General features: G+C 45.9%; 21 protein-coding genes. 4 read left to right on the top strand and 17 right to left on the bottom strand.

Annotation, left to right across the window (positions count from 1 at the left end):
- Window positions 1-214: 214 nt before the first annotated feature.
- The 3 genes from OO774_RS01515 to argC form a co-directional block, all read right to left on the bottom strand.
- On the bottom strand, window positions 215-1,429 hold the full coding sequence (locus OO774_RS01515; RefSeq protein ID WP_264904113.1) for an argininosuccinate synthase: 1,215 nt from the start codon (window positions 1,427-1,429) through the stop codon (window positions 215-217).
- Between the two features lie 89 nt (window positions 1,430-1,518).
- Window positions 1,519-2,310: an acetylglutamate kinase gene (gene argB / locus OO774_RS01510; RefSeq protein WP_264904112.1), complete on the bottom strand. Its 792-nt coding sequence runs from the start codon at window positions 2,308-2,310 to the stop codon at window positions 1,519-1,521.
- A 21-nt stretch (window positions 2,311-2,331) separates the two neighbouring features.
- Window positions 2,332-3,336 (bottom strand): N-acetyl-gamma-glutamyl-phosphate reductase, encoded by a 1,005-nt coding sequence (gene argC, locus OO774_RS01505; protein WP_264904111.1) that lies wholly within the window; start codon window positions 3,334-3,336, stop codon window positions 2,332-2,334.
- Between the two features lie 144 nt (window positions 3,337-3,480).
- Here argC and argE point away from each other — a divergent pair, with 144 nt between their 5' ends.
- The 3 genes from argE (at window position 3,481) to OO774_RS01490 (ending at window position 8,509) form a co-directional block, all read left to right on the top strand.
- On the top strand, window positions 3,481-4,617 hold the full coding sequence (gene argE / locus OO774_RS01500) for an acetylornithine deacetylase (RefSeq protein WP_264904110.1): 1,137 nt from the start codon (window positions 3,481-3,483) through the stop codon (window positions 4,615-4,617).
- A 278-nt stretch (window positions 4,618-4,895) separates the two neighbouring features.
- Window positions 4,896-7,529 carry a phosphoenolpyruvate carboxylase gene (gene ppc / locus OO774_RS01495; protein ID WP_264904109.1) on the top strand — a complete coding sequence of 878 codons (2,634 nt, stop codon included), beginning with the start codon at window positions 4,896-4,898 and terminating at the stop codon, window positions 7,527-7,529.
- A gap of 440 nt (window positions 7,530-7,969) precedes the next feature.
- Window positions 7,970-8,509: a PadR family transcriptional regulator gene (locus OO774_RS01490; RefSeq protein WP_182011520.1), complete on the top strand. Its 540-nt coding sequence runs from the start codon at window positions 7,970-7,972 to the stop codon at window positions 8,507-8,509.
- A 73-nt stretch (window positions 8,510-8,582) separates the two neighbouring features.
- On the opposite strand, the gene metF is transcribed toward OO774_RS01490, so the two are convergent.
- The 3 genes from metF to OO774_RS01475 all read right to left on the bottom strand — a co-directional run bounded on the left by metF (window position 8,583) and on the right by OO774_RS01475 (window position 13,336).
- Window positions 8,583-9,479, bottom strand: coding sequence for a methylenetetrahydrofolate reductase (metF, locus tag OO774_RS01485; protein WP_264904108.1), 897 nt, complete (start codon window positions 9,477-9,479; stop codon window positions 8,583-8,585).
- Between the two features lie 275 nt (window positions 9,480-9,754).
- Complete coding sequence (locus OO774_RS01480) at window positions 9,755-12,163, bottom strand: bifunctional aspartate kinase/homoserine dehydrogenase II (RefSeq protein ID WP_264904107.1); 2,409 nt, start codon at window positions 12,161-12,163, stop codon at window positions 9,755-9,757.
- 9 nt (window positions 12,164-12,172) lie between these two features.
- Window positions 12,173-13,336 (bottom strand): O-succinylhomoserine (thiol)-lyase, encoded by a 1,164-nt coding sequence (locus OO774_RS01475; RefSeq protein WP_264904106.1) that lies wholly within the window; start codon window positions 13,334-13,336, stop codon window positions 12,173-12,175.
- Between the two features lie 223 nt (window positions 13,337-13,559).
- Between OO774_RS01475 and metJ the strand changes: the two genes are divergently transcribed.
- Window positions 13,560-13,880 carry a met regulon transcriptional regulator MetJ gene (gene metJ / locus OO774_RS01470; protein ID WP_014233166.1) on the top strand — a complete coding sequence of 107 codons (321 nt, stop codon included), beginning with the start codon at window positions 13,560-13,562 and terminating at the stop codon, window positions 13,878-13,880.
- A gap of 115 nt (window positions 13,881-13,995) precedes the next feature.
- On the opposite strand, the gene OO774_RS01465 is transcribed toward metJ, so the two are convergent.
- The 11 genes from OO774_RS01465 to OO774_RS01415 form a co-directional block, all read right to left on the bottom strand.
- Window positions 13,996-15,267, bottom strand: coding sequence for a malic enzyme-like NAD(P)-binding protein (locus tag OO774_RS01465; protein ID WP_264904104.1), 1,272 nt, complete (start codon window positions 15,265-15,267; stop codon window positions 13,996-13,998).
- A 208-nt stretch (window positions 15,268-15,475) separates the two neighbouring features.
- Window positions 15,476-15,952 carry a bacterioferritin gene (gene bfr / locus OO774_RS01460; RefSeq protein WP_264904103.1) on the bottom strand — a complete coding sequence of 159 codons (477 nt, stop codon included), beginning with the start codon at window positions 15,950-15,952 and terminating at the stop codon, window positions 15,476-15,478.
- Between the two features lie 95 nt (window positions 15,953-16,047).
- The gene (locus OO774_RS01455; protein ID WP_264904102.1) at window positions 16,048-16,233 is read right to left on the bottom strand and encodes a bacterioferritin-associated ferredoxin; all 186 of its coding nucleotides are present in this window, start codon (window positions 16,231-16,233) and stop codon (window positions 16,048-16,050) included.
- A gap of 334 nt (window positions 16,234-16,567) precedes the next feature.
- On the bottom strand, window positions 16,568-17,752 hold the full coding sequence (tuf, locus tag OO774_RS01450) for an elongation factor Tu (protein ID WP_264903785.1): 1,185 nt from the start codon (window positions 17,750-17,752) through the stop codon (window positions 16,568-16,570).
- A 153-nt stretch (window positions 17,753-17,905) separates the two neighbouring features.
- On the bottom strand, window positions 17,906-20,005 hold the full coding sequence (gene fusA / locus OO774_RS01445; protein ID WP_264904101.1) for an elongation factor G: 2,100 nt from the start codon (window positions 20,003-20,005) through the stop codon (window positions 17,906-17,908).
- A gap of 135 nt (window positions 20,006-20,140) precedes the next feature.
- A complete protein-coding gene (gene rpsG / locus OO774_RS01440; protein WP_005382796.1) occupies window positions 20,141-20,611 on the bottom strand; it encodes a 30S ribosomal protein S7 in 471 nt (156 codons plus the stop codon).
- Window positions 20,612-20,730: 119 nt separating this feature from the next.
- Entirely contained in the window at window positions 20,731-21,105 is a 375-nt protein-coding gene (rpsL, locus tag OO774_RS01435) for a 30S ribosomal protein S12 (protein WP_004399892.1), read from the bottom strand.
- Window positions 21,106-21,283: 178 nt separating this feature from the next.
- On the bottom strand, window positions 21,284-21,559 hold the full coding sequence (gene tusB / locus OO774_RS01430; protein WP_264904100.1) for a sulfurtransferase complex subunit TusB: 276 nt from the start codon (window positions 21,557-21,559) through the stop codon (window positions 21,284-21,286).
- Between the two features lie 7 nt (window positions 21,560-21,566).
- A complete protein-coding gene (gene tusC / locus OO774_RS01425) occupies window positions 21,567-21,923 on the bottom strand; it encodes a sulfurtransferase complex subunit TusC (protein ID WP_264904099.1) in 357 nt (118 codons plus the stop codon).
- Window positions 21,920-22,315 carry a sulfurtransferase complex subunit TusD gene (gene tusD / locus OO774_RS01420; protein WP_264904098.1) on the bottom strand — a complete coding sequence of 132 codons (396 nt, stop codon included), beginning with the start codon at window positions 22,313-22,315 and terminating at the stop codon, window positions 21,920-21,922. The genes tusC and tusD overlap by 4 nt, the downstream gene beginning before the upstream one ends.
- On the bottom strand, window positions 22,312-23,034 hold the full coding sequence (locus OO774_RS01415; RefSeq protein ID WP_264904096.1) for a transcriptional regulator: 723 nt from the start codon (window positions 23,032-23,034) through the stop codon (window positions 22,312-22,314). The genes tusD and OO774_RS01415 overlap by 4 nt, the downstream gene beginning before the upstream one ends.
- Window positions 23,035-23,098: the final 64 nt, after the last annotated feature.

Genomic DNA, 23,098 nt, shown 5'->3' with positions numbered 1-23,098 from the left:
ATATGCTCAAATTAGTGATGACTAAATTGATCGTCATTCGCTCACTTTTTGTTATAGGCCAACGTTACGGCAATTTAGAGAAAAAATAAAGTATAAATTCAATATTTTTACATATCTATTCACGATAATTTAGTTTCATACACATAAAAACTCGTTAGAAACAAAAAGACCTGCCAATCAATGGCAGGTCTTTTTAATCTGAGATGAAAAATTGTTATTTCTTCTGGCTGTTCAGAGCGCGGATACGGCTTGATAGTGAGTAAAGACGGATGAAACCACCAGCATGGCTTTGGTCGTAAACCTCGTCTTCGCCGAAGGTTGCGAACTCTTCTGAGTACAGGCTGTTGTCAGAACGTTTTTGAGTCACCGTTGCCTGACCTTTGTATAGCTTAACAACTACTTCGCCATTCACATCTTGAGCAAGCTCTTCTGAAGCCGCTAGGATTGATTTACATAGCGGCGTGAACCAACGACCATCGTACACAAGGTGAGAAGCTTTAAGACCTAGCTCTTCACGGAATTCGAATGATGATTTGTCTAGCACTAGTTGCTCAACGGCACGCAGTGCTTCCATCATGATGGTGCCTCCCGGAGTTTCGTAACAACCACGAGACTTCATACCCACCAAACGGTTCTCTACGATATCGATACGACCAACACCGTGCTTCGCACCTTTCTCGTTTAGGTAAACTAGCGCATTGTATGGCGTCATTGCTTCGCCATCTACCGCTACGACTGCACCTTTCTCAACTTTTAGCGTCACGTATTCAGCTTCGTTTGGCGCTTGCTCTGGATCAACGGTCCATACCCAGCAATCTTCGTTTGGCGCATTCCAAGTGTCTTCCAGTACGCCACCTTCGGTTGAGATGTGCCATGCGTTTGCGTCACGAGAGTAAATCTTAGTCAGAGATGCTGAACAAGGAATGTTACGCTCAGCCAGGTAATCCAGACATTGCTCACGGCTTACTAGATCCCATTCACGCCAAGGCGCGATAACATGCAGATCCGGTGCTAGCGCTGCAAACGCACCTTCAAAACGAACCTGGTCGTTACCTTTACCAGTACAACCGTGACACAGTGCGTCAGCGCCAACTTTACGCGCGACTTCAACCTGCGCTTTCGCGATGATTGGACGCGCCATTGAAGTACCTAGCAGGTATTTACCTTCGTAGTAAGCGCCTGTTTTTAGCGTTGGGTAGACATACTCTGCTACCATTTCTTCTTTCAGGTCAGCGATGTAACACTCAGATGCACCTGATGCTTTCGCTTTCTCTTCAATGCCTTCTAGTTCTTCTGCGCCTTGGCCAACATCAGCGACAAACGCCACAACTTCACAGTTGTAGTTCTCTTTTAGCCACGGGATGATTACTGAAGTATCTAGACCGCCTGAGTATGCGACTACTACTTTATTTACGTTCACTTTGCTCATTTTTTTCTCCAAATTTAACTGGCTCTGCTCTCGGCGGTCAGTGCCAACTACTTCCTAATGTTTCATTCTTTAAATTCTTTACTGCAACGTTATTGAGGCAGAAATTGCGTACCAATGCTCTGACCAGCAAATAGCTGCTCCAGCTTCTCTGGGTAGCGCCAGGTTGCGACTTCGATAGGACGACCAAGATCATTGGCAGCCTCCAAAGCGGCTTTAACTTTAACGATCATGCCGTCAGTGATCACATGACCATCGATCAATGCATCGGCTTCTTTTTCAGACAAGCTTTTGATCAAGTGACCTTTGCCATCCAAAACACCACTTACATCAGAAAGAAGAACCAACTCCGCATCCAGTGCACCAGCAACCGCGACTGCCGCTTGATCTGCATTGACGTTCATCAGTTGACCTTCTTTTGTCAGGCCAATTGAACTGATGATTGGCAGTGCGCCGGTGTTTAAGATCGCTTGGACAAGTGTTGAATCACCCGGAGAGGCTTTACCTACCGCGCCCAATTCTGGATCGAGTTCTTCAACCTGACATAAACCGCCATCCGCTAAGCTCAGACCCACAGCATTCAGACCATCGGCAATAGCCTGCCCTTGTAGCAGCTTGTTTGCTGTACCCGCTAGTGCTCCGGCAATAACTGGAATTTGATCGTATGGCGTCACGCGTAATCCGTGCTTCTTTACGGTTTCGAGCTGCAACTTGCTCATTAACTCATCGACCAAGTAGCCACCGCCATGAACGATGGCGATTTGTCGTTGTGCCGAACTCTGGTAGGCCGCGATGGCACCAAAAAGTTGGCTCAAGGTCTTCTTGCAAGATAAAGCTGCACCGCCTAGCTTAATGACTAATGGCGCTTGATTGGTTTGCGTCATTGCTTTTCCCTCTATCAACGACTACAGCAACGCTGTCAGTTCTGGGTAACCGTAATGAATATTTAAACATTGCATCGCTTGACTTGATGCACCTTTGAGTAGGTTGTCGATGGCAGACATCACGATGACGTGTTCGCCCTGCACCTTCCAGCCGATATCGCAGAAAGGCGTATTTTCAACATCCTGAATACGTGGAATACCATCGCCTTTAAGACGAACAGCAGGCTTGCCTTGATAAGCTTGTTCGAACGCCTGGGTCACTTGTTCGGCAGTCACACCTGCAGACAACTTCATTGTGATCGTGGCAAGAATACCGCGCTTAAAGTTGCCAAGGTGAGGAGTGAAAATCACATCGCAGCCCAAGTGTTGCGCGATTTCTGGTTGGTGACGATGGCTAAATACTCCATAGGGTTGCAAGCTCACTTCGCAGAAGCTGTTGGTCATTGAGGCTTTTCTGCCCGCACCAGATACACCGCTCGTCGCGTTAATCACTGGCCACTGTTGAGTATCTACTAAACCGCCTTCAAGAAGGGGCTTAATTGCCAATTGCGATGCTGTTGGGTAGCAGCCAGCTACCGCAACCAAAGGAGTGTTTTTAATTGCTTCGAAGTTCCACTCCGCTAAGCCGTACACCGCTTGTTCTAGCCAGTTGTTAAATTGATGCTTGAAACCATAGAAAGTGTCGTAAAAGCCTTCACTCTGAACACGGAAGGCACCCGATAAATCGAATACCTGACATCCGGCTTCAAGGAAAATTGGGGCGAGATCATGGCTGACTTCATGTGCTGTTGCTAAAAACACCACATCAGATTCTTCAGCCACTTGTTTTGGATCGGTTAACGGATTCACTGGCATATCGATAACGCCAGCTAACTTGCCGTGAAGCTGGGCAATACTTTTTCCTGCGTCTACACTGTTGGCGGAAACGTATAAACCTGATAGCGTGAGTTCTGGGTGTTTGTTAACCATTAAAGCTAACTCTGCGCCGGTGTAACCGCTGGCTCCGATAATCGTCGTTTTTAGCATTCTATAACATCCGTAAACTTAAAGGCTCAAGTGACTATTCATATTTAATTTTTGCTATATTTTGATTTTTTATTCATTAAATATGATTTAATATGTGTTTTACAGTTTTGTGCTCTGTCTGTCAATAGGAGATTTGAAGAATCCATGCAATTACCAACGTTTCTAGAGGTCTATGAAGGACTCATCAGTACCTCTTCAATCAGCTCCACCGACCCAAAATGGGACCAAGGCAATGCGAAAGTTATTGAGAAACTCGCATCCTGGTTCAAAGATCTTGGGTTCAGTGTTGAGGTGGTCGAAGTCGAACCAGGCAAACACAATATGATCGCACGTATGGGCGAAGGCGAAGGTGGTCTTCTCTTAGCCGGTCACAGCGACACAGTGCCATTTGATGAAGGGCGCTGGAACTTTGACCCACATAAACTGACTGAAAAAGACAATCGCTTTTACGGTCTCGGTACAGCAGATATGAAGGGCTTCTTTGCTTTCATTTATGAGGCCGTTAAGAAAGTCGACTGGAGTAAACAGAAGAAGCCGCTTTATGTACTCGCGACCTGTGATGAAGAAACCACAATGTTGGGCGCCAGACACTTTACCGCTAATGCGCCTTTCAAACCGGACTACTGCATTATTGGCGAACCAACCAGCCTGGTTCCAATTCGCGGCCACAAAGGCCACGTTGCTAACGCCATTCGAGTCACGGGTAAATCTGGTCACTCATCAGATCCGGCACTTGGTGTCAACGCGATTGAGATCATGCATGAAGTGATGTTTGCCATGATGCAGTTGCGTGATAAGTTAATTAAAGAGTACCACCATCCTGGATTTGCCATCCCTAGCCCAACATTGAACCTCGGCCATATTCACGGTGGAGACAGCGCAAACCGCATTTGTGGCTGCTGTGAATTGCATTACGACGTTCGCCCATTACCTGGCATTAGCTTAGATGGGCTAGAGAACATGTTGCGTGGTGCATTAAAAGAAGTGGAAGCCAAATGGCCAGGACGTATTGAGATAATCCCTCTGCACGAATCCATTCCAGGTTACGAATGCCCGCATGATCACCCATTCATTGGTGGTGTAGAAGAGTTGTGTGAAACCAGTGCTCAAACGGTAAACTACTGTACAGAAGCGCCATTTCTACAAGAGTTGTGTCCAACCTTGGTGCTTGGTCCAGGGTCTATCGATCAAGCCCATCAACCGGACGAGTTTCTGGCTTTTGATTTTATTGACCCGACCATTGATGTACTGTCTAAAGCCATGGTCAGATACTGTTGTTAGAAAAGTAAAAAGACATTTGACCTGTACAGCTCCGATGAGCAGTACAGGTTGTTCTTTTTTCTTAACACTTAACTCACGATCAACACTTACTTAACTTGTTATTTTGTAATTAATTTTCATTTATTGTGCCGTGGGCACTGCAACTTTGCTCTAAATCAGGAGAGAAGCGGAATAATTACAAACATAGTCGGCTTTATTTGACTATAACTGGTCCTTTTCGCTAGATTGGTGTCTTAATAAGAACAATGGATGTAGTTTTTTTACGAGGCAGGACGACAATGAACGAGAAATACGCCGCACTCAAAAGCAATGTGCGCATGTTAGGCCACTTACTGGGTAATACCATTCACGATGCCCATGGCGAAGAGATCTTCGAGAAAGTGGAAACCATTCGTAAATTATCCAAATCAGCCCAAGCAGGAAATCAAGCAGACAAAGAAAGCTTGATCGAAGAAATTAAACACCTTCCTGATGAGCAACTGACCCCAGTAACCCGTGCGTTTAACCAATTTCTAAACCTCACGAATATTGCTGAGCAATACCATACGATTTCACGTCACTGTGACGAGCATATCTGTGAACCAGACGCGATCAATTCGCTATTTTCTAAGCTGGTACAAAACGATGTTAGCAAGCTTGATACCGCTCAGGCTGTACGTGATCTGAATATTGAACTGGTACTGACAGCTCACCCAACTGAAATCACTCGCCGCACCATGATTAATAAGCTGGTGAAAATCAACGAGTGTTTATCAAAGCTAGAGTTAAGCGACCTTTCATCGAAAGAGCGCAAGAAAACTGAACGTCGCCTGGAGCAGCTGATTGCACAAAGCTGGCACTCAGACGTAATCCGCCAACAACGCCCAACGCCGCTTGATGAAGCGAAATGGGGCTTTGCGGTAGTAGAAAACTCACTGTGGGAAGCGGTCCCTGAGTTTTTACGCGAGATGAACGATCGTCTGGAATCTTATCTTGGCGAAGGTTTACCAATCGACGCACGTCCGGTGCATTTCTCCTCTTGGATGGGCGGTGACCGTGACGGTAACCCATTTGTTACTCATAGCATCACGCGTGAGGTTCTGCTTCTGTCTCGCTGGAAAGCGGCGGATCTTTACCTGAATGACATCAATGAATTGATCAGCGAACTGTCGATGACAGTAAGTAATGATCAAGTTCGTGAAATGGCTGGAGATGATCAACACGAACCATACCGTGCTCTCCTCAAACAGCTTCGCTCTCTGCTTAGTGAAACCAAAGATATTCTTGATGCGAAGATCAATGGTCAGAAGCTGGCCATCAAAGCACCACTACAAAAAGTAGAACAGCTTTGGGATCCACTGTACGCGTGTTACCAGTCGCTACACGAGTGTGGCATGGGCGTTATCGCAGATGGTTCTTTGCTGGATACCCTACGTCGAGTAAAAGCGTTTGGTGTTCACCTAGTTCGTCTGGATATCCGTCAGGAAAGTACTCGTCACGCCGATGCACTTTCTGAGTTGACCCGCCACCTTGGCATTGGCGACTACCAGCAATGGAGCGAGCAAGACAAAATTGCTTTCCTGACCAATGAACTGGCTTCTAAACGTCCGCTTCTACCTCGTGACTGGGAACCATCTGAACCGGTTCAAGAGGTTTTGGACACCTGTAAAATCATTGCTGCACAATCTCGTGAAGCGTTCGGTGCTTACGTGATCTCTATGGCACGTACCGCATCAGACGTTCTTGCTGTTCACTTACTGCTGCAAGAATCTGGCTGCCCATACCGCATGGATGTTTGTCCTCTGTTCGAAACTCTGGAAGACTTGAACAACGCAGAATCGGTCATCAAACAGTTGATGGACATCGATCTGTACCGTGGCTTTATCCAAAACCACCAAATGGTCATGATCGGCTACTCTGACTCAGCAAAAGATGCCGGTGTTATGTCTGCAGGCTGGGCTCAATACCATGCGATGGAATCTTTAGTTAAAGTAACTGAAGAGGAAGGCGTTGAACTGACATTGTTCCACGGTCGCGGTGGTACCGTTGGTCGTGGTGGTGCACCTGCACATGCAGCTCTATTGTCTCAGCCACCAAAGAGCCTTAAAGGTGGTCTACGTGTGACCGAGCAGGGTGAGATGATTCGCTTTAAGCTAGGTCTTCCTGACGTTGCTGTAAACAGCTTCAACCTATACGCCAGTGCCATTCTGGAAGCGAACCTGCTACCGCCACCAGAGCCAAAACAAGAGTGGCGCGATCTCATGGAAGTACTGTCTCAGGTAAGCTGTGAGGCGTACCGTAGCGTTGTTCGCGGCGAACCAGATTTTGTACCTTACTTCCGCCAGGCAACACCTGAACTCGAGCTAGGCAAACTACCTCTGGGCTCGCGCCCTGCTAAGCGTAACCCGAAAGGTGGCGTTGAGAGTCTACGTGCCATTCCATGGATCTTCTCATGGAGCCAAAACCGCTTGGTACTACCAGCATGGTTGGGGGCAGGTGAAGCGATTCAGTACTCGGTAGACAAAGGTCACCAAGCGCTACTGGAAGAAATGTGTCGTGAGTGGCCATTCTTCTCAACACGCCTTGGCATGTTAGAAATGGTCTACTCAAAATGTAACATCGATATCTCTCGCTACTACGACCTGCGCTTGGTTGATGAATCACTTCGTCCATTAGGCGAAAGATTACGTGAGCAACTGCAGAAAGACATCAAAGCGGTGCTGAATGTAGAAAACAACGAAAACTTGATGCAACATGACCCATGGGGTCTAGAGTCCATCCGCCTACGTAACATCTACGTCGAGCCATTGAACATGCTTCAAGCAGAGTTACTGTATCGTACGCGTCAAAATGAGGAAGCTTCAGCAGAACTTGAAGAAGCACTGATGGTGACTATTGCGGGTATCGCGGCAGGCATGCGTAACACAGGCTAAATTAACCTGTTGAAAGTAACAAAATATGATATAAAAGGCTGAGCAATCGCTCGGCCTTTCTTATATCAATCCATTTGAACAGCAATTAACCAGATAAATACCCCAAATAAAAGCCAAAAACAACCAAGTAATCAGAATAAATAACTACATAAATACATTACTGAGTATTATATTAGTTTTTTGGTGTTATTCTTTCCTAGTATTCCACTTCATGCTTATTATTTATATACTACTCGCCTACTGAGAGCGCATAAATCCAATCATATTAGCTCCAGTCTCGATGGGTTCTCCCCATCTTTCTAGGTGATAAACGGCTTTAAGGTGACAGGACCAACATTTGTTGGTGCTACTTATACATAAAAAACTCAAGTGCCATTAAGAGCGCAGCTGAAAGTATAAGTAGCTTGTTTACAAGTTTATTGACCATTTGGATTGAAGACATGTCATTACCACACGTAATCTTAACTGTGCTTAGCACCCGCGATGCAACCGGTTACGATATCACAAAAGAATTCTCAGCGAGCATTGGTTACTTCTGGAAAGCAAGCCACCAGCAAGTTTACCGAGAGCTTAATAAAATGGCTGAGAAAGAGCTGGTTACTTGCGTATTAGAGCCTCAAGAAGGAAAACCAGACCGTAAAGTTTACTCCATTACAGACGCGGGCCGTAGTGCACTAGGTGAATGGTTTGATCAGCCAACGGCACACCCAACCGTACGTGACGAGTTCTCAGCGAAGCTGATGGCTTGTGCAGTGCAACCTGCAGCACCTTTCCGTGAGCAACTGTCTGAACTGGTTGAAGAGTCACGTAAACTGGTTTCTCACTACAAAGAAATTGAAGCTGCTTACTACGCGACGCCGTCTACTCTGGATAAACAAGCACGTCTGGAGCGCCTGACACTACGCCGTAATCTACTGCTGCGCGAAACATGGATTACGTGGGCAGAAGAAGTGCTAACTGAGCTTGAAGTTATCGGCTAGTCCATAACAAACAGCCCATGACTTAAAATAAAAAGGCTTGCCGATGGCAAGCCTTTCTTATATCTATCAACAATTAGACTGCAACCTGAGGGCGCACACCTAATGTGTGGCACAGCGCGTAAGTCATCTCAGCTCGGTTGAGTGTGTAGAAGTGGAAATCTTTCACACCTTCGCGGCTCAGTACCCGCACCATATCAATTGCCTGACTAGCACCCACTAATTGACGAGTAACTGGATCATCATCCAAACCTTCAAATTGTTTTCTCATCCAGCCTGGCACTTTTACGTTATTCTGCGCAGCAAAACGAGACGCCTGTTTAAAGTTAGAGACTGGCAAAATACCCGGTACGATTTCTACGTCGATGCCTGCTACAACACAGCGATCACGAAAACGCAGGTAAGACTCCACATCGAAAAAGAACTGAGTAATCGCTCGGTTCGCACCCGCATCCACCTTACGCTTGAGGTTCAGCAGATCAGCCTGTGCACTTTTGGCTTCTGGGTGCACTTCTGGGAAAGCCGCCACTGAGATATCGAAATCATGACGAGATTTCAGTAACTCAACCAAATCAGATGCGTACATATCAGGTGCGCCGCCACCTGGTGGAATATCACCACGCAGTGCGACGATATTTTCGATTCCGTTGTTCCAGTAGTCATCCGCAATATCAATCAACTCTTCACGAGTTGCATCGATACAAGTCAGGTGCGGTGCTGCCACTAAGCCTGTTTCTGATTTGATTTCTTTAATGATGGAATGAGTTCTGTCACGCTCACCAGAGTTAGCTCCATAAGTAACAGAAACAAACTTAGGCTTAAGCGCTTTTAGACGGTGCACAGAGTTCCATAGCGTCTCTTCCATTTTTTCATTACTTGGCGGAAAAAACTCAAACGAAACATTAATATTGTCTGACAATTCAGCGATATTCTGGTTTAAGGCATCGATATGGCCTGCGTGCGTGTAACCCATCTTACTCTCCCTGTGGCAACCCGCCACGAAATCAAATTCTCAAATCGACGTTTAGACGTCTATATGTCTACAGAATGTATTGAATACGATTTAATGTCAACCTTGTGATTATGAATTTTTTTCACGTTAATGATGAGGATAGTTCAAGTTGATTATTGGCTAATGTTTATCCATTGGAATACTAGGCTAATAACAATTCTGAATTTAAGTATGGCACCAAGAAAGGAATAAAAAACCCCGGATGGATTCCGAGGTTTTTAGAGACTCAGAACAGATTAAAACAGTCCGGCAAGACGGTTTAGATCGGACTGAATAGCCCCCGCCGTAACTTCGCGTCCAGCACCTGGGCCACGGATAACAAGCGGATTGTCTTTATACCACTTACTCTCGATTGCAAAAATATTGTCACACGGCAGTAAGTTCGCTAGTGCATGCTCACGGGACAAGGCTTCAATACCGACAGTCGCTTTGCCATCTTTTTCTAAACGCGCAACATAACGCAGTACCTGATCGTTTTTCTGCGCTTTAGTCAAACGCTCTTGCAGAGTCTGACTCAGCAGCGCGGCATTATCAAAGAACTCATCTAAGCTCAGCGCGCGCAGTTCTTCAGGAACTAACGACTCTACCTTTACGCTTCCCGGTTCGATATCCAGACCAGATTCACGCGCCAGAATAACCAGCTTACGCATCACATCAGAGCCATCTAAGTCAGAGCGAGGGTCTGGTTCTGTTAATCCTTGCTGCCAGGCTAAATCCACTAACTCGCTGAATGGCACTGAGCCATCAAACTGTTGGAAGAGCCATGAAAGCGTTCCGGAGAAAATGCCAGATAGTGCGATAATCTCATCGCCACTCTCGCGAAGGTCACGTACCGTATGGTTGATTGGTAATCCTGCCCCTACTGTGGCGTTATACAACCAGTGACGTCCAATTTTAGCAAATGCATCCTGTACCTGATGGTAGTACTGACTATCTGCCGATCCCGCTACCTTGTTCGCGGAGATCAGGTGAATACCCTGCTGAGCAATCTCAACGTAGCATTTGGCGAGTTCCTGACTGGCGGTAACATCAAGGACGACGGCCTCATCGTAGTCCTGTAGAGCACCAAGACGCGGTAACCAAGAGCCATCGTTTGCAATACTTTCGTCATTGAAACGTGCTGAAACACCAGATGCATCAATACCCTGACTATCAAACCAATACTTTTGACTATCAACCACGGCAACAAGGTCGAAGCTCATGCCATGACGTTTCTCTAGTTCACTCTTTTGAGAAGCGAATAGATTGAGCCAGCTCGAACCAATATTGCCTTTGCCGCATAATGCGACAGCAACGCGCTTTTGTGCCTGAAACAACTGGCTGTGAACCGTTTGTACCAATTCTTCGGTATCAGTGACACGTAGTACTGCCACCAGACTTAAACCAGATTCCGTCTCAGAAATAAATTCTACCGGGGCGTGTTTTAACTTTTGCTGGAAGCCAAAACAGTGATTGGCATTGGTTGTTACACCCGCACCTACGGCAGCAATCAGAGAGTAGCCTTCAGTGAGATGAATTTGTGCATCCAGATCAGACTCCTGCAAATAGTTAAGCGCACCACCAGCAATTTCTGCCGTGTACGCCAGTCGTAATGTTTGCTGCTCAGGCTGAGCTTCAAAAGCAAGCGGCTCTAACTGAGCGCGTTTTAAAGATTCAAGCACATCGCTCTGTGTTTTTTCAAAGTCATGCCCGTGTGCAAATGAAAGCTGAACCAATAACACGTCATCCAGTGAAGTGATGATTTTCGCCCCACGGCCAGAAGCCAGAACTCGCTCAATACGAGTCGAACCAGACTCAGGAAGGTAACTACATTTCAGGCTCAGATCCATGGTGCTTTGCGCCACAGGCTGTAGTGTACGACTGTGTAGTACAGGTGCAGCTAAACGAGCCAGCTCACTCGCTTCATCCAGCCTTAATAGTGGTAACAAGCATGCATCTGATACCAAACGAGGGTCTGCACTATAAACACCAGCCACATCACTCCAAATCGTCACTGTGCTCACTTCGGCAAGCGCACCAATCACCGTCGCAGAATAGTCTGAACCGTTGCGGCCAAGCAGAACAGTTTCGCCGTTATCATTTTGTGCCATGAAGCCAGTAATGATCACACGTTTGTGACTATGCTGGGCCAGCGCTTCTTTGATAAGCGGGTATGAACGAGCACGATCAACTTCTGGTTGAGTACCCGCCTCTGCGCGTAGGAATGCTCGTGCGTCTTGTGCTACAGCAGGTAGTTGCTTTTGCGTCAGTAAAGCAGCCAGCAATCGAGAAGACCATACTTCTCCGTGGCCTAATACTGCTGCCTTTTGCGCTTCGGTCAGTGGAGAGGTCAGCTCTGCCAGTGTACTGAATTCATCTTGTAAGGAGGCAAGTAGCTGCTCTTGAGCTTCTCCCTCTAATAACTCTTCAATGAGACTGATTTGAAACTGTCTCAAGCTCTGCAAAGCTTCGTGCGCAATTCGACCATCTTTTTCTAAACCTTCAAGGAACTCAATCAGGCGGTTGGTTGTTTTGCCTGCCGCAGAGACCACCACCAAGTCATTTTCTGCCGAGTATTCTTTGAGAATTCCCGCTACACGTAAGTAACACTCTGGGTTTGCCAGGCTGCTACCACCAAACTTGTGTAGCTGACGTTGTACAGTCATTATTAACTCCTATTGCTGTGCAGATTTAGTGAAAGCTTGTTCTAGGTCGGCAATCAGATCTTGCGCATCTTCCAGCCCGACAGAAAGGCGCAGTAATTGCTGTGATACACCTGCTTCAGCCAAGGCTTCTTCACCCATCGCACGATGCGTCATTGATGCTGGGTGACAAATTAAACTTTCTACCCCGCCTAGAGATTCAGCCAGTGAGAAGAGCTGAAGCTCTTTAACAAAAACTTTCAGCTGCTCAAATGAGCCCGCAAACTCAAAGCTCAACATGGAGCCAAAACCAGACTGTTGTTTTTTAGCAATTTCGTGACCAGGATGCTCTGGTAGACTTGGATGATAAATTTTTGCCACCAAAGCTTGCTTCTGCAAATAAGCCAGAACTTGCTGTGAGCTTTCTTCATGCACTCGCATACGCGCACCTAACGTACGAAGTCCTCTTAGCGTCATGTAGCTATCAAACGGTGTGCCTGTAGCACCAATACAGTTGCCCCACCAGGCTAACTCTTCTGCATGCCCTTCCGTTTTAGCGATAATCACACCACCAATCACATCTGAGTGGCCATTGATGTATTTCGTTGTAGAGTGAATAACAAAGTCAGCACCTAGTTCTAAAGGCTTCTGGTACACCGGTGTCAAAAAGGTATTGTCTACAGCAACTAATGCGCCAACTTGCTGCGCTTTTTCACAGACCGCAGCAATATCCACCACGCGAACCAGAGGGTTAGATGGGGTTTCTAGCAGAACCAGTTTTGGCTTTTGCGCTAATGCCTCATCCAGCGCTTGTTCGTCAGTTTGATCGACAAACAGCACCTTGAAATCACCTTTGTTAGCACGAGTGTTAAACAGGCGGTAAGTACCACCATAACAGTCGTTCGGAGCAACAATAACATCATCAGGACCAATAAAAGCAGATACCCATAAGTTCAGTGCAGAAGTACCACAGTTAGTGATCACAGCTCCTTTGCCAGATTCCAGCTCAGACAAAGCACTTTCTAATAATCCACGGTTTGGGTTGCCAGAACGTGTGTAGTCGTACTTAGGCACTTCCCCAAATGCAGGAAAGCCGTAGTTCGTCGAAAGGTAGATTGGTGGAACGACAGCATGGTATTGAGTGTCAGACTCAATACCAGTGCGTACGGCAATAGTTGCAGGCTTACGGATGCTCATGAGTGTATCCTTTCACAGGTGATGACTTCTAAATGGGAATGCGCTATATCTAAATGGTCAGATTCAATGAATTGCACACTCCTTACTATTCCTGTCACTTTACTCGTCAAAAATTAAGACGTCAACACTTCTAGACGTCTATATGTCTTTGCTTATGGCAGTAAATGCAGCTAAAATCAGCTCCTATATTATTTTTAACCTATTACATAAATGAAGGTACGCAATGGCTGACTGGAATGGCGAATACATTAGCCCTTATGCTGAGCACGGAAAGAAAAGCGAACAAGTAAAAAAAATCACTGTATCTATCCCGCTGAAAGTTTTAAAAGTGCTAACTGATGAACGTACTCGTCGTCAGATCAACAACTTACGCCACGCAACCAACAGCGAACTCTTATGCGAAGCATTCCTACATGCGTATACGGGTCAGCCACTTCCAACGGACGAAGACCTTCGTAAAGATCGCCCTGACGATATTCCGACTGAAGCAAAAGCTCTGATGACCGAAATGGGCATTGAATTTGAGTCGTTTGACGAAGAGTAATTTGGAGCGCACTGGATACACCAAACGGTTATTTAGGCTCCAAGAATAGAAAATGACATAAAAAAATGGGACGCCATCGCGTCCCATTTTTTGTACATCATTAATTGTGTAAGCCTTACTCTGCCATGTAGTTTTCTGGCATTTCAATACGGGCAACACCAGAGTCAACCGCCGCTTGAGCCACTGCTTTGGCAACACGAGGTAATAAGCGCGCATCCATTGGCTTTGGAATAATGTAGTCAGTGCCGAACTCGAGCTTATCGACACCTGCCGCTTTCAGTACCGATTCTGGTACTGGCTCTTTCGCCAATTGACGGATAGCGTCAACCGCCGCAAGTTTCATTTCATCATTAATTTCGCTTGCGCGCACATCAAGCGCACCACGGAAAATAAATGGGAAACACAGTACGTTGTTTACCTGGTTCGGGTAATCACTACGGCCTGTACCCATAATTAAGTCATCGCGAACTTCATGTGCAAGCTCTGGCTTAATTTCAGGATCTGGGTTTGAACATGCGAAAACAATTGGCTTATCCGCCATCAATTTTAATGCTTCAGGTGGAAGCAGGTTTGGACCTGATACGCCAAGGAACAGATCAGCACCTTCAATCACATCTTCTAAAGTACGCTTGTCGGTGTTATTGGCGAATAACTCTTTGTACTCGTTAAGATCATCACGGCGAGTATGAATCACGCCCTTACGATCCAACATGTAAATCTTCTCACGCATCGCGCCACATTTGATCAGTAGTTCCATACACGCTACTGCAGCCGCACCGGCACCAAGACACACGATCGTAGAGTCTTCAAGCTTCTTACCTTGCAGTTCAATTGCGTTCAGCATGCCAGCGGCCGTTACGATTGCAGTACCGTGTTGGTCATCGTGGAATACAGGTACATCACAACGCTCGATAAGACGCTTTTCAATTTCGAAACAGTCTGGCGCTTTAATATCTTCAAGGTTAATACCACCAAAGGTATCAGCAATGCTTGCTACGGTATTAACGAACTCGTCGATCGTGCGGTGCTTTACTTCGATATCAATGGAATCAAGTCCAGCAAAGCGCTTAAACAGGAGTGCTTTACCTTCCATAACGGGTTTAGAAGCAAGTGGACCTAAGTTACCCAAACCTAGAATAGCGGTACCGTTAGAAATAACGGCAACCATATTACCTTTCGCGGTATATTTATAAACATTGTCAGGGTTTTGCGCGATTTCGCGTACAGGCTCAGCCACACCAGGGCTATAGGCCAAAGCAAGATCACCGGCGGTTTCTGCAGGTGTTGTTAGCTCGACTGCAATCTTCCCTGGGGTTGGGTATGCATGATAGTCAAGAGCTCGTTGGCGTTGTTCTTCTTCTGGAGTTACTGCTTTGTCTTCAGACATGAGGGCGTTTCTCTTTTTATTTTTAGGTAAGGGGGAATAAATTCTAATGGATAGAGGTCAATCTTCATAGGTAAGATTGCGAGCAATATCCTTAAAAAATCGATATTAAAAGAGATTAGACCAGATAGTCAGGAAAAGCACCCAACTTTTAAGTCAGGTGCACTATTGTAACAGTCAGATTTTAAACACAACGTTGAGATAGTCGAGATTATTCCTCATCGACATACTGCGCTTGTAGATAATTCTCGATACCAGACATCTCGATTAAACCAAGCTGAGTCTCAAGCCAATCGACGTGTTCTTCTTCATCTTCGAGAATATCCTGAAACAAATCACGTGAAACGTAGTCTCGAATATCTTCTGCATAAGCGATCGCGTCTTTTAGATCGGGAATCGCCGCCATTTCCAATTTAAGATCGCATTCGAGCATCTCTCTGGTATCTTCACCGATCATCAACTTGCCGAGATCTTGCAGGTTAGGTAAACCTTCTAAAAACAGAATTCGTTCAATCAGGTGGTCAGCGTGGTTCATTTCATCAATAGACTCGTGATATTCCTTATCAGCTAGGTGTTTTAAACCCCAGTCTTTGTACATACGGGCATGAAGAAAATACTGATTGATAGCGACAAGCTCGTTGCCGAGCACTTTGTTGAGATGTTGTAATATGATTGGATCGCCTTTCATTGACTAGCCCCTCCTCTTTTTAGGCTTCATATAAATGTAGAAGCAAATGAGAAGGTGTCAAAAGGCGCAGCGCTTTCAGCGAAGTATTAGTGTGATCAGCTGGCTTGTTTTAATTCTATGTAGTGTTCCGCTAAAATCTCTTTGGCTTGTCGGATGCACTTACCGCATTGGCTACCCAGCGCTGTACATCGCTTTATCCCCCTGATATCCGTTATGCCTTCATCAACAGCCAACTTCCTAATTTTCTTGTCAGAAATACCATGACAAAGACATACAAACATACTTAAGACCCACAAATAATAACCATCGAAAAAACAATATAAACAAGAATGGTTCTTGTTACCAGTCGTATTGAATGCTCATTTCAGAACATTTGGTTATATAAATCTTCGAAGAATGAGAAAGGATCAATCACTTAGAGCTAAGCGACGAAATGAGGATAAGGATAGCAGCGTAAGGCCCTGTTTTAAGGAAAGAAAAATTTTGATCGTTTTTTCTCTGCTTATAACTGAATTAAACAGCAGATATGAAAAAGGGAAGCCAAAGCCTCCCTTTTTCTGCTGCGTTTTCTTCAAAATGAAGAAACGTGCGAGATTTCGTTTAATTCGTTAAGAATTAGTCGAAGATCTTAGCAACAACACCAGCACCTACTGTACGGCCACCTTCACGGATCGCGAAACGTAGACCTTCGTCCATTGCGATTGGTGCGATTAGCTCAACAGTCATTTGTACGTTGTCGCCTGGCATTACCATTTCTACGCCTTCTGGTAGCGTGATGTCACCAGTTACGTCAGTTGTACGGAAGTAGAACTGTGGACGGTAGCCTTTGAAGAATGGAGTGTGACGACCACCTTCATCTTTAGACAGTACGTATACTTCTGATTCGAATTTAGTGTGTGGAGTGATTGAACCTGGCTTAGCTAGTACTTGACCACGTTCTACTTCGTCACGCTTAGTACCACGTAGAAGTGCACCAACGTTCTCACCCGCACGACCTTCGTCTAGAAGCTTACGGAACATTTCAACACCAGTACATGTAGTAGTGATGGTGTCTTTGATACCTACGATAGCAACTTCGTCACCTACGTTTAGGATACCACGTTCGATACGACCAGTTACTACAGTACCACGGCCTTGGATCGAGAATACGTCTTCGATAGGCATTAGGAACGGTAGGTCTACTGCACGCTCTGGTTCTGGGATGTATGAATCTAGCGCTTCAGCTAGTTCAACGATTTTCGCTTCCCACTGCTCTTCGCCGTTTAGTGCGCCTAGTGCAGAACCTTGGATAACTGGTAGGTCATCACCTGGGAAATCGTACTCAGATAGAAGTTCACGAACTTCCATTTCTACTAGTTCTAGTAGCTCTTCATCGTCAACCATGTCACATTTGTTCATGAATACGATGATGTATGGGATACCAACCTGACGGCCTAGTAGGATGTGCTCACGAGTTTGAGGCATTGGGCCATCAGTCGCAGCAACAACTAGGATACCACCGTCCATCTGAGCAGCACCAGTGATCATGTTTTTAACGTAGTCCGCGTGTCCTGGACAGTCAACGTGTGCGTAGTGACGAGTTGGAGTGTCGTACTCAACGTGAGAAGTTGCGATTGTGATACCGCGCTCACGCTCTTCTGGAGCGTTATCGATAGATGCGAAGTCTTTAGCTACACCGCCGTAAACTTTAGCAAGAGTAGTACAGATAGCTGCAGTTAGAGTTGTTTTACCGTGGTCAACGTGGCCGATAGTACCAACGTTAACGTGCGGTTTCGTACGTTCAAATTTTTCTTTAGACACGATCGTGTTCCTTCCTAGTTATGATTCGCCGCGATCATTATTGATCGACGACGCGCCAGAAATTGTTATTTTATGCGCCAACGCCCGTTAGCGCAATATTTGGACGGCTTGATCTGGCAAAAAGTCGTAAACTTTTTGCCGTTCAGTCGTCAATTAGTAACCACGCTCTGCAATAATTTTATCTGCGAAGTTTTTCGGCACTTCAGCGTACTCGTGAAACTCCATAGAGTAAGACGCACGGCCTTGAGTTGCAGAACGCAGGTCAGTTGCATAACCAAACATCTCAGACAGTGGCACTTGAGCACGGATGATCTTCAGACCAGCCACACCTTCGTCCATACCTTCGATAATACCGCGACGACGGTTTAGGTCACCAACAACGTCACCCATCCAATCTTCCGGAGTGGTTACTTCGACATTCATCATTGGTTCCAGAATCACAGGCTGCGCTTCTAGTGCACCTTTCTTGAATGCCATTGAGCCAGCGATCTTAAACGCCATCTCACTTGAGTCTACATCATGGTAAGAACCATCAAATAGTGTAGCTTTAATATCTAGTACAGGGTAACCCGCTAGAACACCACTATTCATTTGCTCTTCGATACCTTTCGATACCGAGTTGATGAATTCCTTAGGAACCACACCACCCACGATTTCGTCTACGAATACGAAACCTTCACCAGGTTCTGAAGGCTCAAGTTTGATCCAGACATGACCGTATTGACCACGACCACCTGATTGGCGAACAAACTTACCTTCCACTTCCGCTTTACCACGAATGGTTTCACGGTAAGCAACCTGAGGTTTACCAACGTTACAGTCAACGCTGAATTCACGTTTCATACGGTCAACGATGATATCCAGGTGAAGTTCACCCATACCAGAGATCAGAGTCTGACCTGTTTCGTCGTCCGTTTCCACGCGGAATGATGGATCTTCCGCAGCCAGTTTACCCAGCGCGATACCCATTTTTTCTTGGTCTGCCTTAGAACGAGGTTCTACAGCAATCTGAATAACTGGCTCAGGGAATTCCATGCGTTCCAGAATCACTTTGTGGTTCTGGTCACACAGAGTGTCACCTGTGGTTACGTCTTTCAGACCAATAGCAGCGGCGATATCACCAGCGCGAACTTCTTTAACTTCTTCACGCTTGTTGGCATGCATCTGCACGATACGACCAAAACGCTCTTTCTTCTCTTTTACAGAGTTGTAGACACCATCACCTGAGTTTACTACACCAGAGTAAACACGCATGAAAGTAAGCGTACCCACAAATGGGTCAGTCGCGATCTTAAACGCTAGCGCAGAGAACGGTTCGTTGTCGTCAGCGTGACGCTCAACTTCATTTTCTCTTTCATCGACACCTTTAATAGCAGGAACATCGACTGGTGATGGCAAGAATTCGATCACTGCATCGAGCACCGCTTGAACACCTTTGTTCTTAAACGCACTACCACAAGTGGCCAGTACGATTTCGTTATTTAGTGTGCGAGTACGTAATGCTTGTTTGATCTCAGCTTCAGTCAGCTCACCTTCTTCAAGGTACTTGTCCATCAGCTCTTCGCTAGCTTCTGCAGCAGATTCAACCATATGGTTGCGCCACTCTTCAGCAAGCTCGATCATGTCAGCTGGGATGTCTTCGTAAGTAAACGAAGTGCCTTGATCGGCTTCATTCCAGTTGATCATTTTCATCTTGATAAGGTCGATGACACCTCTGAACTCATCTTCCGCACCAACGTTAAGCTGGATTGGAACAGGGTTCGCACCAAGACGATTTTTGATTTGGTCCACAACGCGTAGGAAGTCTGCGCCTGCACGGTCCATCTTGTTCACAAACACCATACGTGGAACGTGGTATTTGTCCGCTTGACGCCATACAGTTTCAGACTGAGGTTCAACACCAGAAGAGCCACAGAACACAACCACAGCACCATCAAGTACACGAAGAGAACGCTCTACTTCGATAGTAAAGTCAACGTGTCCAGGGGTATCAATGATATTTACGCGATGCTCTGGGAATTGTGCTTCCATACCACGCCAGAATGTCGTAGTCGCAGCTGAAGTGATAGTGATACCACGCTCCTGCTCCTGCTCCATCCAGTCCATGGTTGCTGCACCATCGTGAACTTCACCGATTTTATGAGACAGACCAGTGTAGAACAGAATACGTTCAGTAGTGGTTGTTTTACCTGCATCTACGTGAGCACAGATACCGATGTTACGGTAGCGCTCGATAGGAGTTTTGCGAGCCACGATTGAATCCTCTTATTAGCGATAGGGACTATTGCTATAGCTAAAATTGCTATCCCTTAGATATAGCAATAGTTCCTAGCATAAGCATAGGAACTAAAAAAGTGCTGCAAGGAACCTTGCAGCACTGAAAAGGTATTACCAGCGGTAATGAGCGAACGCTTTGTTTGCGTCAGCCATGCGGTGAACGTCTTCACGTTTCTTAACCGCAGTACCTTTGTTCTCAGACGCGTCTAGCATTTCAGCAGCTAGGCGTTGAGCCATAGATTTTTCACCACGCTTGCGCGCAGCTTCAACCAACCAACGCATAGCAAGTGCGTTACGGCGAACCGGACGAACTTCTACAGGTACTTGGTAAGTTGAACCACCAACACGGCGAGATTTAACTTCTACCGCAGGGCGTACGTTTTCAAGAGCTTCTTCAAAAATAGCTAAGTGGTCTTTACCAGACTTTTCAGCCATAGCATCTAGTGCAGTGTAAACGATTTTCTCTGCAGTAGATTTTTTACCGTCAACCATTAGGATGTTAACGAATTTTGCCAGCAATTCAGATTTGAATTTTGGATCTGGAAGGATCTTACGCTGACCAATGACGCGACGACGTGGCATGGATTTATCTCCGTTGTCTTCTTCAGGTTTTATCCAAAACTTTTCAGTTTTTTCAAAAAATTTAAATTGAAAATAAGTGTTTGGCCTTACTTAACGCTTTCTTTATAAGAAAAGACGCATTAAGACTTAGGACGCTTCACACCGTACTTAGAACGACCTTGTTTACGGTCATTTACGCCAGCACAGTCTAGTGCGCCGCGAACAGTGTGGTAACGCACACCTGGAAGGTCTTTAACACGACCACCACGGATTAGAACAACTGAGTGCTCTTGAAGGTTGTGACCTTCACCGCCGATGTACGAAGTAACTTCGAAACCGTTTGTCAGACGAACACGACAAACTTTACGAAGTGCTGAGTTAGGTTTTTTAGGTGTAGTAGTGTAAACACGAGTACATACACCACGTTTTTGTGGGCACGCTTCTAGTGCAGGCACGTTGCTTTTAACAACTTGCTTTGCACGTGGCTTACGTACCAACTGGTTAATAGTTGCCATTAACTAGCTCCTGATTTACTTGAAAGTAAGCTTTGTGAAAAATCTAGCCCTAATTGCCATTGGCATTTAGGGACGCAAAATTCTATGCAGCAGTGAGAGGTGTGTCAAGAAATATACGAATCTTTTTTGTTCAATTGGGGTAATTAGTCCGTAAACCTTTATCGACAGTAATTCACGTTCAATCCCAAGTAAGGGATTTATCTTGTTTTACGGTCAATTCAACGAAGCCAGTATAGGTCACTACGGTAACGGAAGGACTGATGCGATTCCCCAGACCTCTGGCTTGAATATCGCTCTCTAGAGCGAAGACAGCGGCGCTCTTAACGTAGTGGAAAGCTTGATGCTGCGGGTTTGCAGCGTACACGGCATCTTCAATGAGTAGTACGTCGTCTTGCTCACTAAGCAGTGTCACAGCACCTTCTAAGGCAGAGACGGTTTTGATGATATGTAACATGACGCCCTCAGAATGACAGTAGTTTGCCTGCTTGTTGCAGTTTCTGTTTTACTTGTTCAAGCGTTAACGCCTGTGCATCGATGACCAGGTCAGCTTGTGCTACCCCTCTCTGCGCTAGTGAATCAGAGCAAACGAACACTTGTTCGATATCATACAGATCAAACAACTTAAGCATGGGTGCGTAATCTTTGCTTAAAATGGCCGATGGGTCTTGCCCTAGCAAAAGCTGGTAAACACCATCGCCGATAAATATCACGCTGATGTCTTCACAATAGGCGGAAGCGGCAAGCAGGGCATCAACCCCCTCTCGTCCAGCAGACTGGCCGTGAGGCGCGCTACGAAATAAATAAGTTAACTGGCTCAAAACTGCACCACTCGGTCCTGGGTTAGCATGGCTTCGGCTAAACTGCCTAATCCTGCCTGAGTAAAACCTTGCGCTAAATTGTGTTGAGTTAAGCCGTGCTGGTTGGCTTCTTCTTCACTCACAATGCCGCGACGCAATGCCGCTGCCACGCAAGTTTCAAGGCGCACGCTGTGCTCCTCAGCGAAGACTTGCCATGCTTTATTCAAATCGAATTCATCGTTGGCAGGTACACTCAGTGCGCTACCATTGCTCACGCCCTCTTGGTAGAAAAACACACTCACTACCGTATGCCCTTGCTCAACCACCGCTTTGGCAAATTGATAGGCGCTGCGGGCAGACTGGCTACCGTACACCGGGCCATTGACAAGCAGAGTGTAAGTTAATCCACTCACTCGGTTTCGTCCTCAGTTTTACGCTGACGAATGTACAAATAGACCGTGTGCTTAGAGATATTCAGGCGATCTGCTACGCGGTTAATCGCATCTTTGATATCAAAAATACCTTTGTCGTACAGTTCCATTACGATCTGACGGTTCTTGGTGTTGTTTGATACCGACTTGTCCGCATTGATCTCTTCTATTGTTCGCTCAACCGTTTGGTCCACCAGCTCTTCAACATCACTGGCGAAGTTCACCGATGATGCCGCCTCTTTGGCCTCTTGTGTTGGCATAAAAGATTGCAACACTTGCGAGAATGGCGCATCCAGATTGACGTTAATACATAGCAAGCCAATAACACGGTTCTCGCCATTACGGATAGCGACCGTGATTGACTTCATCAACACGCCGCCTTTCGCACGCGTAAAGTACGAACGAGAGAAATTACGCTCAGAGCCTTCAATGTCTTTGAGCATTTTCAGTGCTAAATCTGTGATAGGTGAACCAACCTGACGGCCAGTATTTTCACCATTGGCAATTTTAATCGCAGAGGTATTCAGATCTTCCAGAGAGTGAAGAACGATTTCACAGAACGGACCAATCAGACTGGCAATACCATCAACGACCGCTTCATAAGACCTCAAGATGATTTTATCGTGCTCAGTAAATGGCATCACGTTAACGGACTCCATTTCAAGCAACATCTCCGCATTTATTGTTTCTGTAGTTGTCATAAGCCTTCGAGCGAAAAATCAACAAATTGGTGTAAGTTTATCAGAAAATTTGAAAGTCAACCTA

This window comes from Vibrio sp. STUT-A11 (assembly GCF_026000435.1).
Lineage (GTDB): Bacteria > Pseudomonadota > Gammaproteobacteria > Enterobacterales > Vibrionaceae > Vibrio.
The sequence above is the reverse complement of the archived record's forward strand: the minus strand, read 5'-3'. Positions and strand labels throughout refer to the sequence as shown.

Coding starts and splice junctions, on each gene's coding strand:
- argE (WP_264904110.1), top strand. CDS start 3,481: ATGCAATTACCAACGTTTCTAGAGGTCTATGAAGGACTCATCAGTACC.
- OO774_RS01490 (WP_182011520.1), top strand. CDS start 7,970: ATGTCATTACCACACGTAATCTTAACTGTGCTTAGCACCCGCGATGCA.
- ppc (WP_264904109.1), top strand. CDS start 4,896: ATGAACGAGAAATACGCCGCACTCAAAAGCAATGTGCGCATGTTAGGC.
- OO774_RS01515 (WP_264904113.1), bottom strand. CDS start 1,429: ATGAGCAAAGTGAACGTAAATAAAGTAGTAGTCGCATACTCAGGCGGT.
- metF (WP_264904108.1), bottom strand. CDS start 9,479: ATGGGTTACACGCACGCAGGCCATATCGATGCCTTAAACCAGAATATC.
- OO774_RS01455 (WP_264904102.1), bottom strand. CDS start 16,233: ATGTTTGTATGTCTTTGTCATGGTATTTCTGACAAGAAAATTAGGAAG.
- OO774_RS01480 (WP_264904107.1), bottom strand. CDS start 12,163: ATGACTGTACAACGTCAGCTACACAAGTTTGGTGGTAGCAGCCTGGCA.
- OO774_RS01475 (WP_264904106.1), bottom strand. CDS start 13,336: ATGAGCATCCGTAAGCCTGCAACTATTGCCGTACGCACTGGTATTGAG.
- OO774_RS01465 (WP_264904104.1), bottom strand. CDS start 15,267: ATGTCTGAAGACAAAGCAGTAACTCCAGAAGAAGAACAACGCCAACGA.
- OO774_RS01415 (WP_264904096.1), bottom strand. CDS start 23,034: ATGACAACTACAGAAACAATAAATGCGGAGATGTTGCTTGAAATGGAG.
- rpsG (WP_005382796.1), bottom strand. CDS start 20,611: ATGCCACGTCGTCGCGTCATTGGTCAGCGTAAGATCCTTCCAGATCCA.
- argC (WP_264904111.1), bottom strand. CDS start 3,336: ATGCTAAAAACGACGATTATCGGAGCCAGCGGTTACACCGGCGCAGAG.
- metJ (WP_014233166.1), top strand. CDS start 13,560: ATGGCTGACTGGAATGGCGAATACATTAGCCCTTATGCTGAGCACGGA.
- argB (WP_264904112.1), bottom strand. CDS start 2,310: ATGACGCAAACCAATCAAGCGCCATTAGTCATTAAGCTAGGCGGTGCA.
- rpsL (WP_004399892.1), bottom strand. CDS start 21,105: ATGGCAACTATTAACCAGTTGGTACGTAAGCCACGTGCAAAGCAAGTT.
- bfr (WP_264904103.1), bottom strand. CDS start 15,952: ATGAAAGGCGATCCAATCATATTACAACATCTCAACAAAGTGCTCGGC.
- tusB (WP_264904100.1), bottom strand. CDS start 21,559: ATGTTACATATCATCAAAACCGTCTCTGCCTTAGAAGGTGCTGTGACA.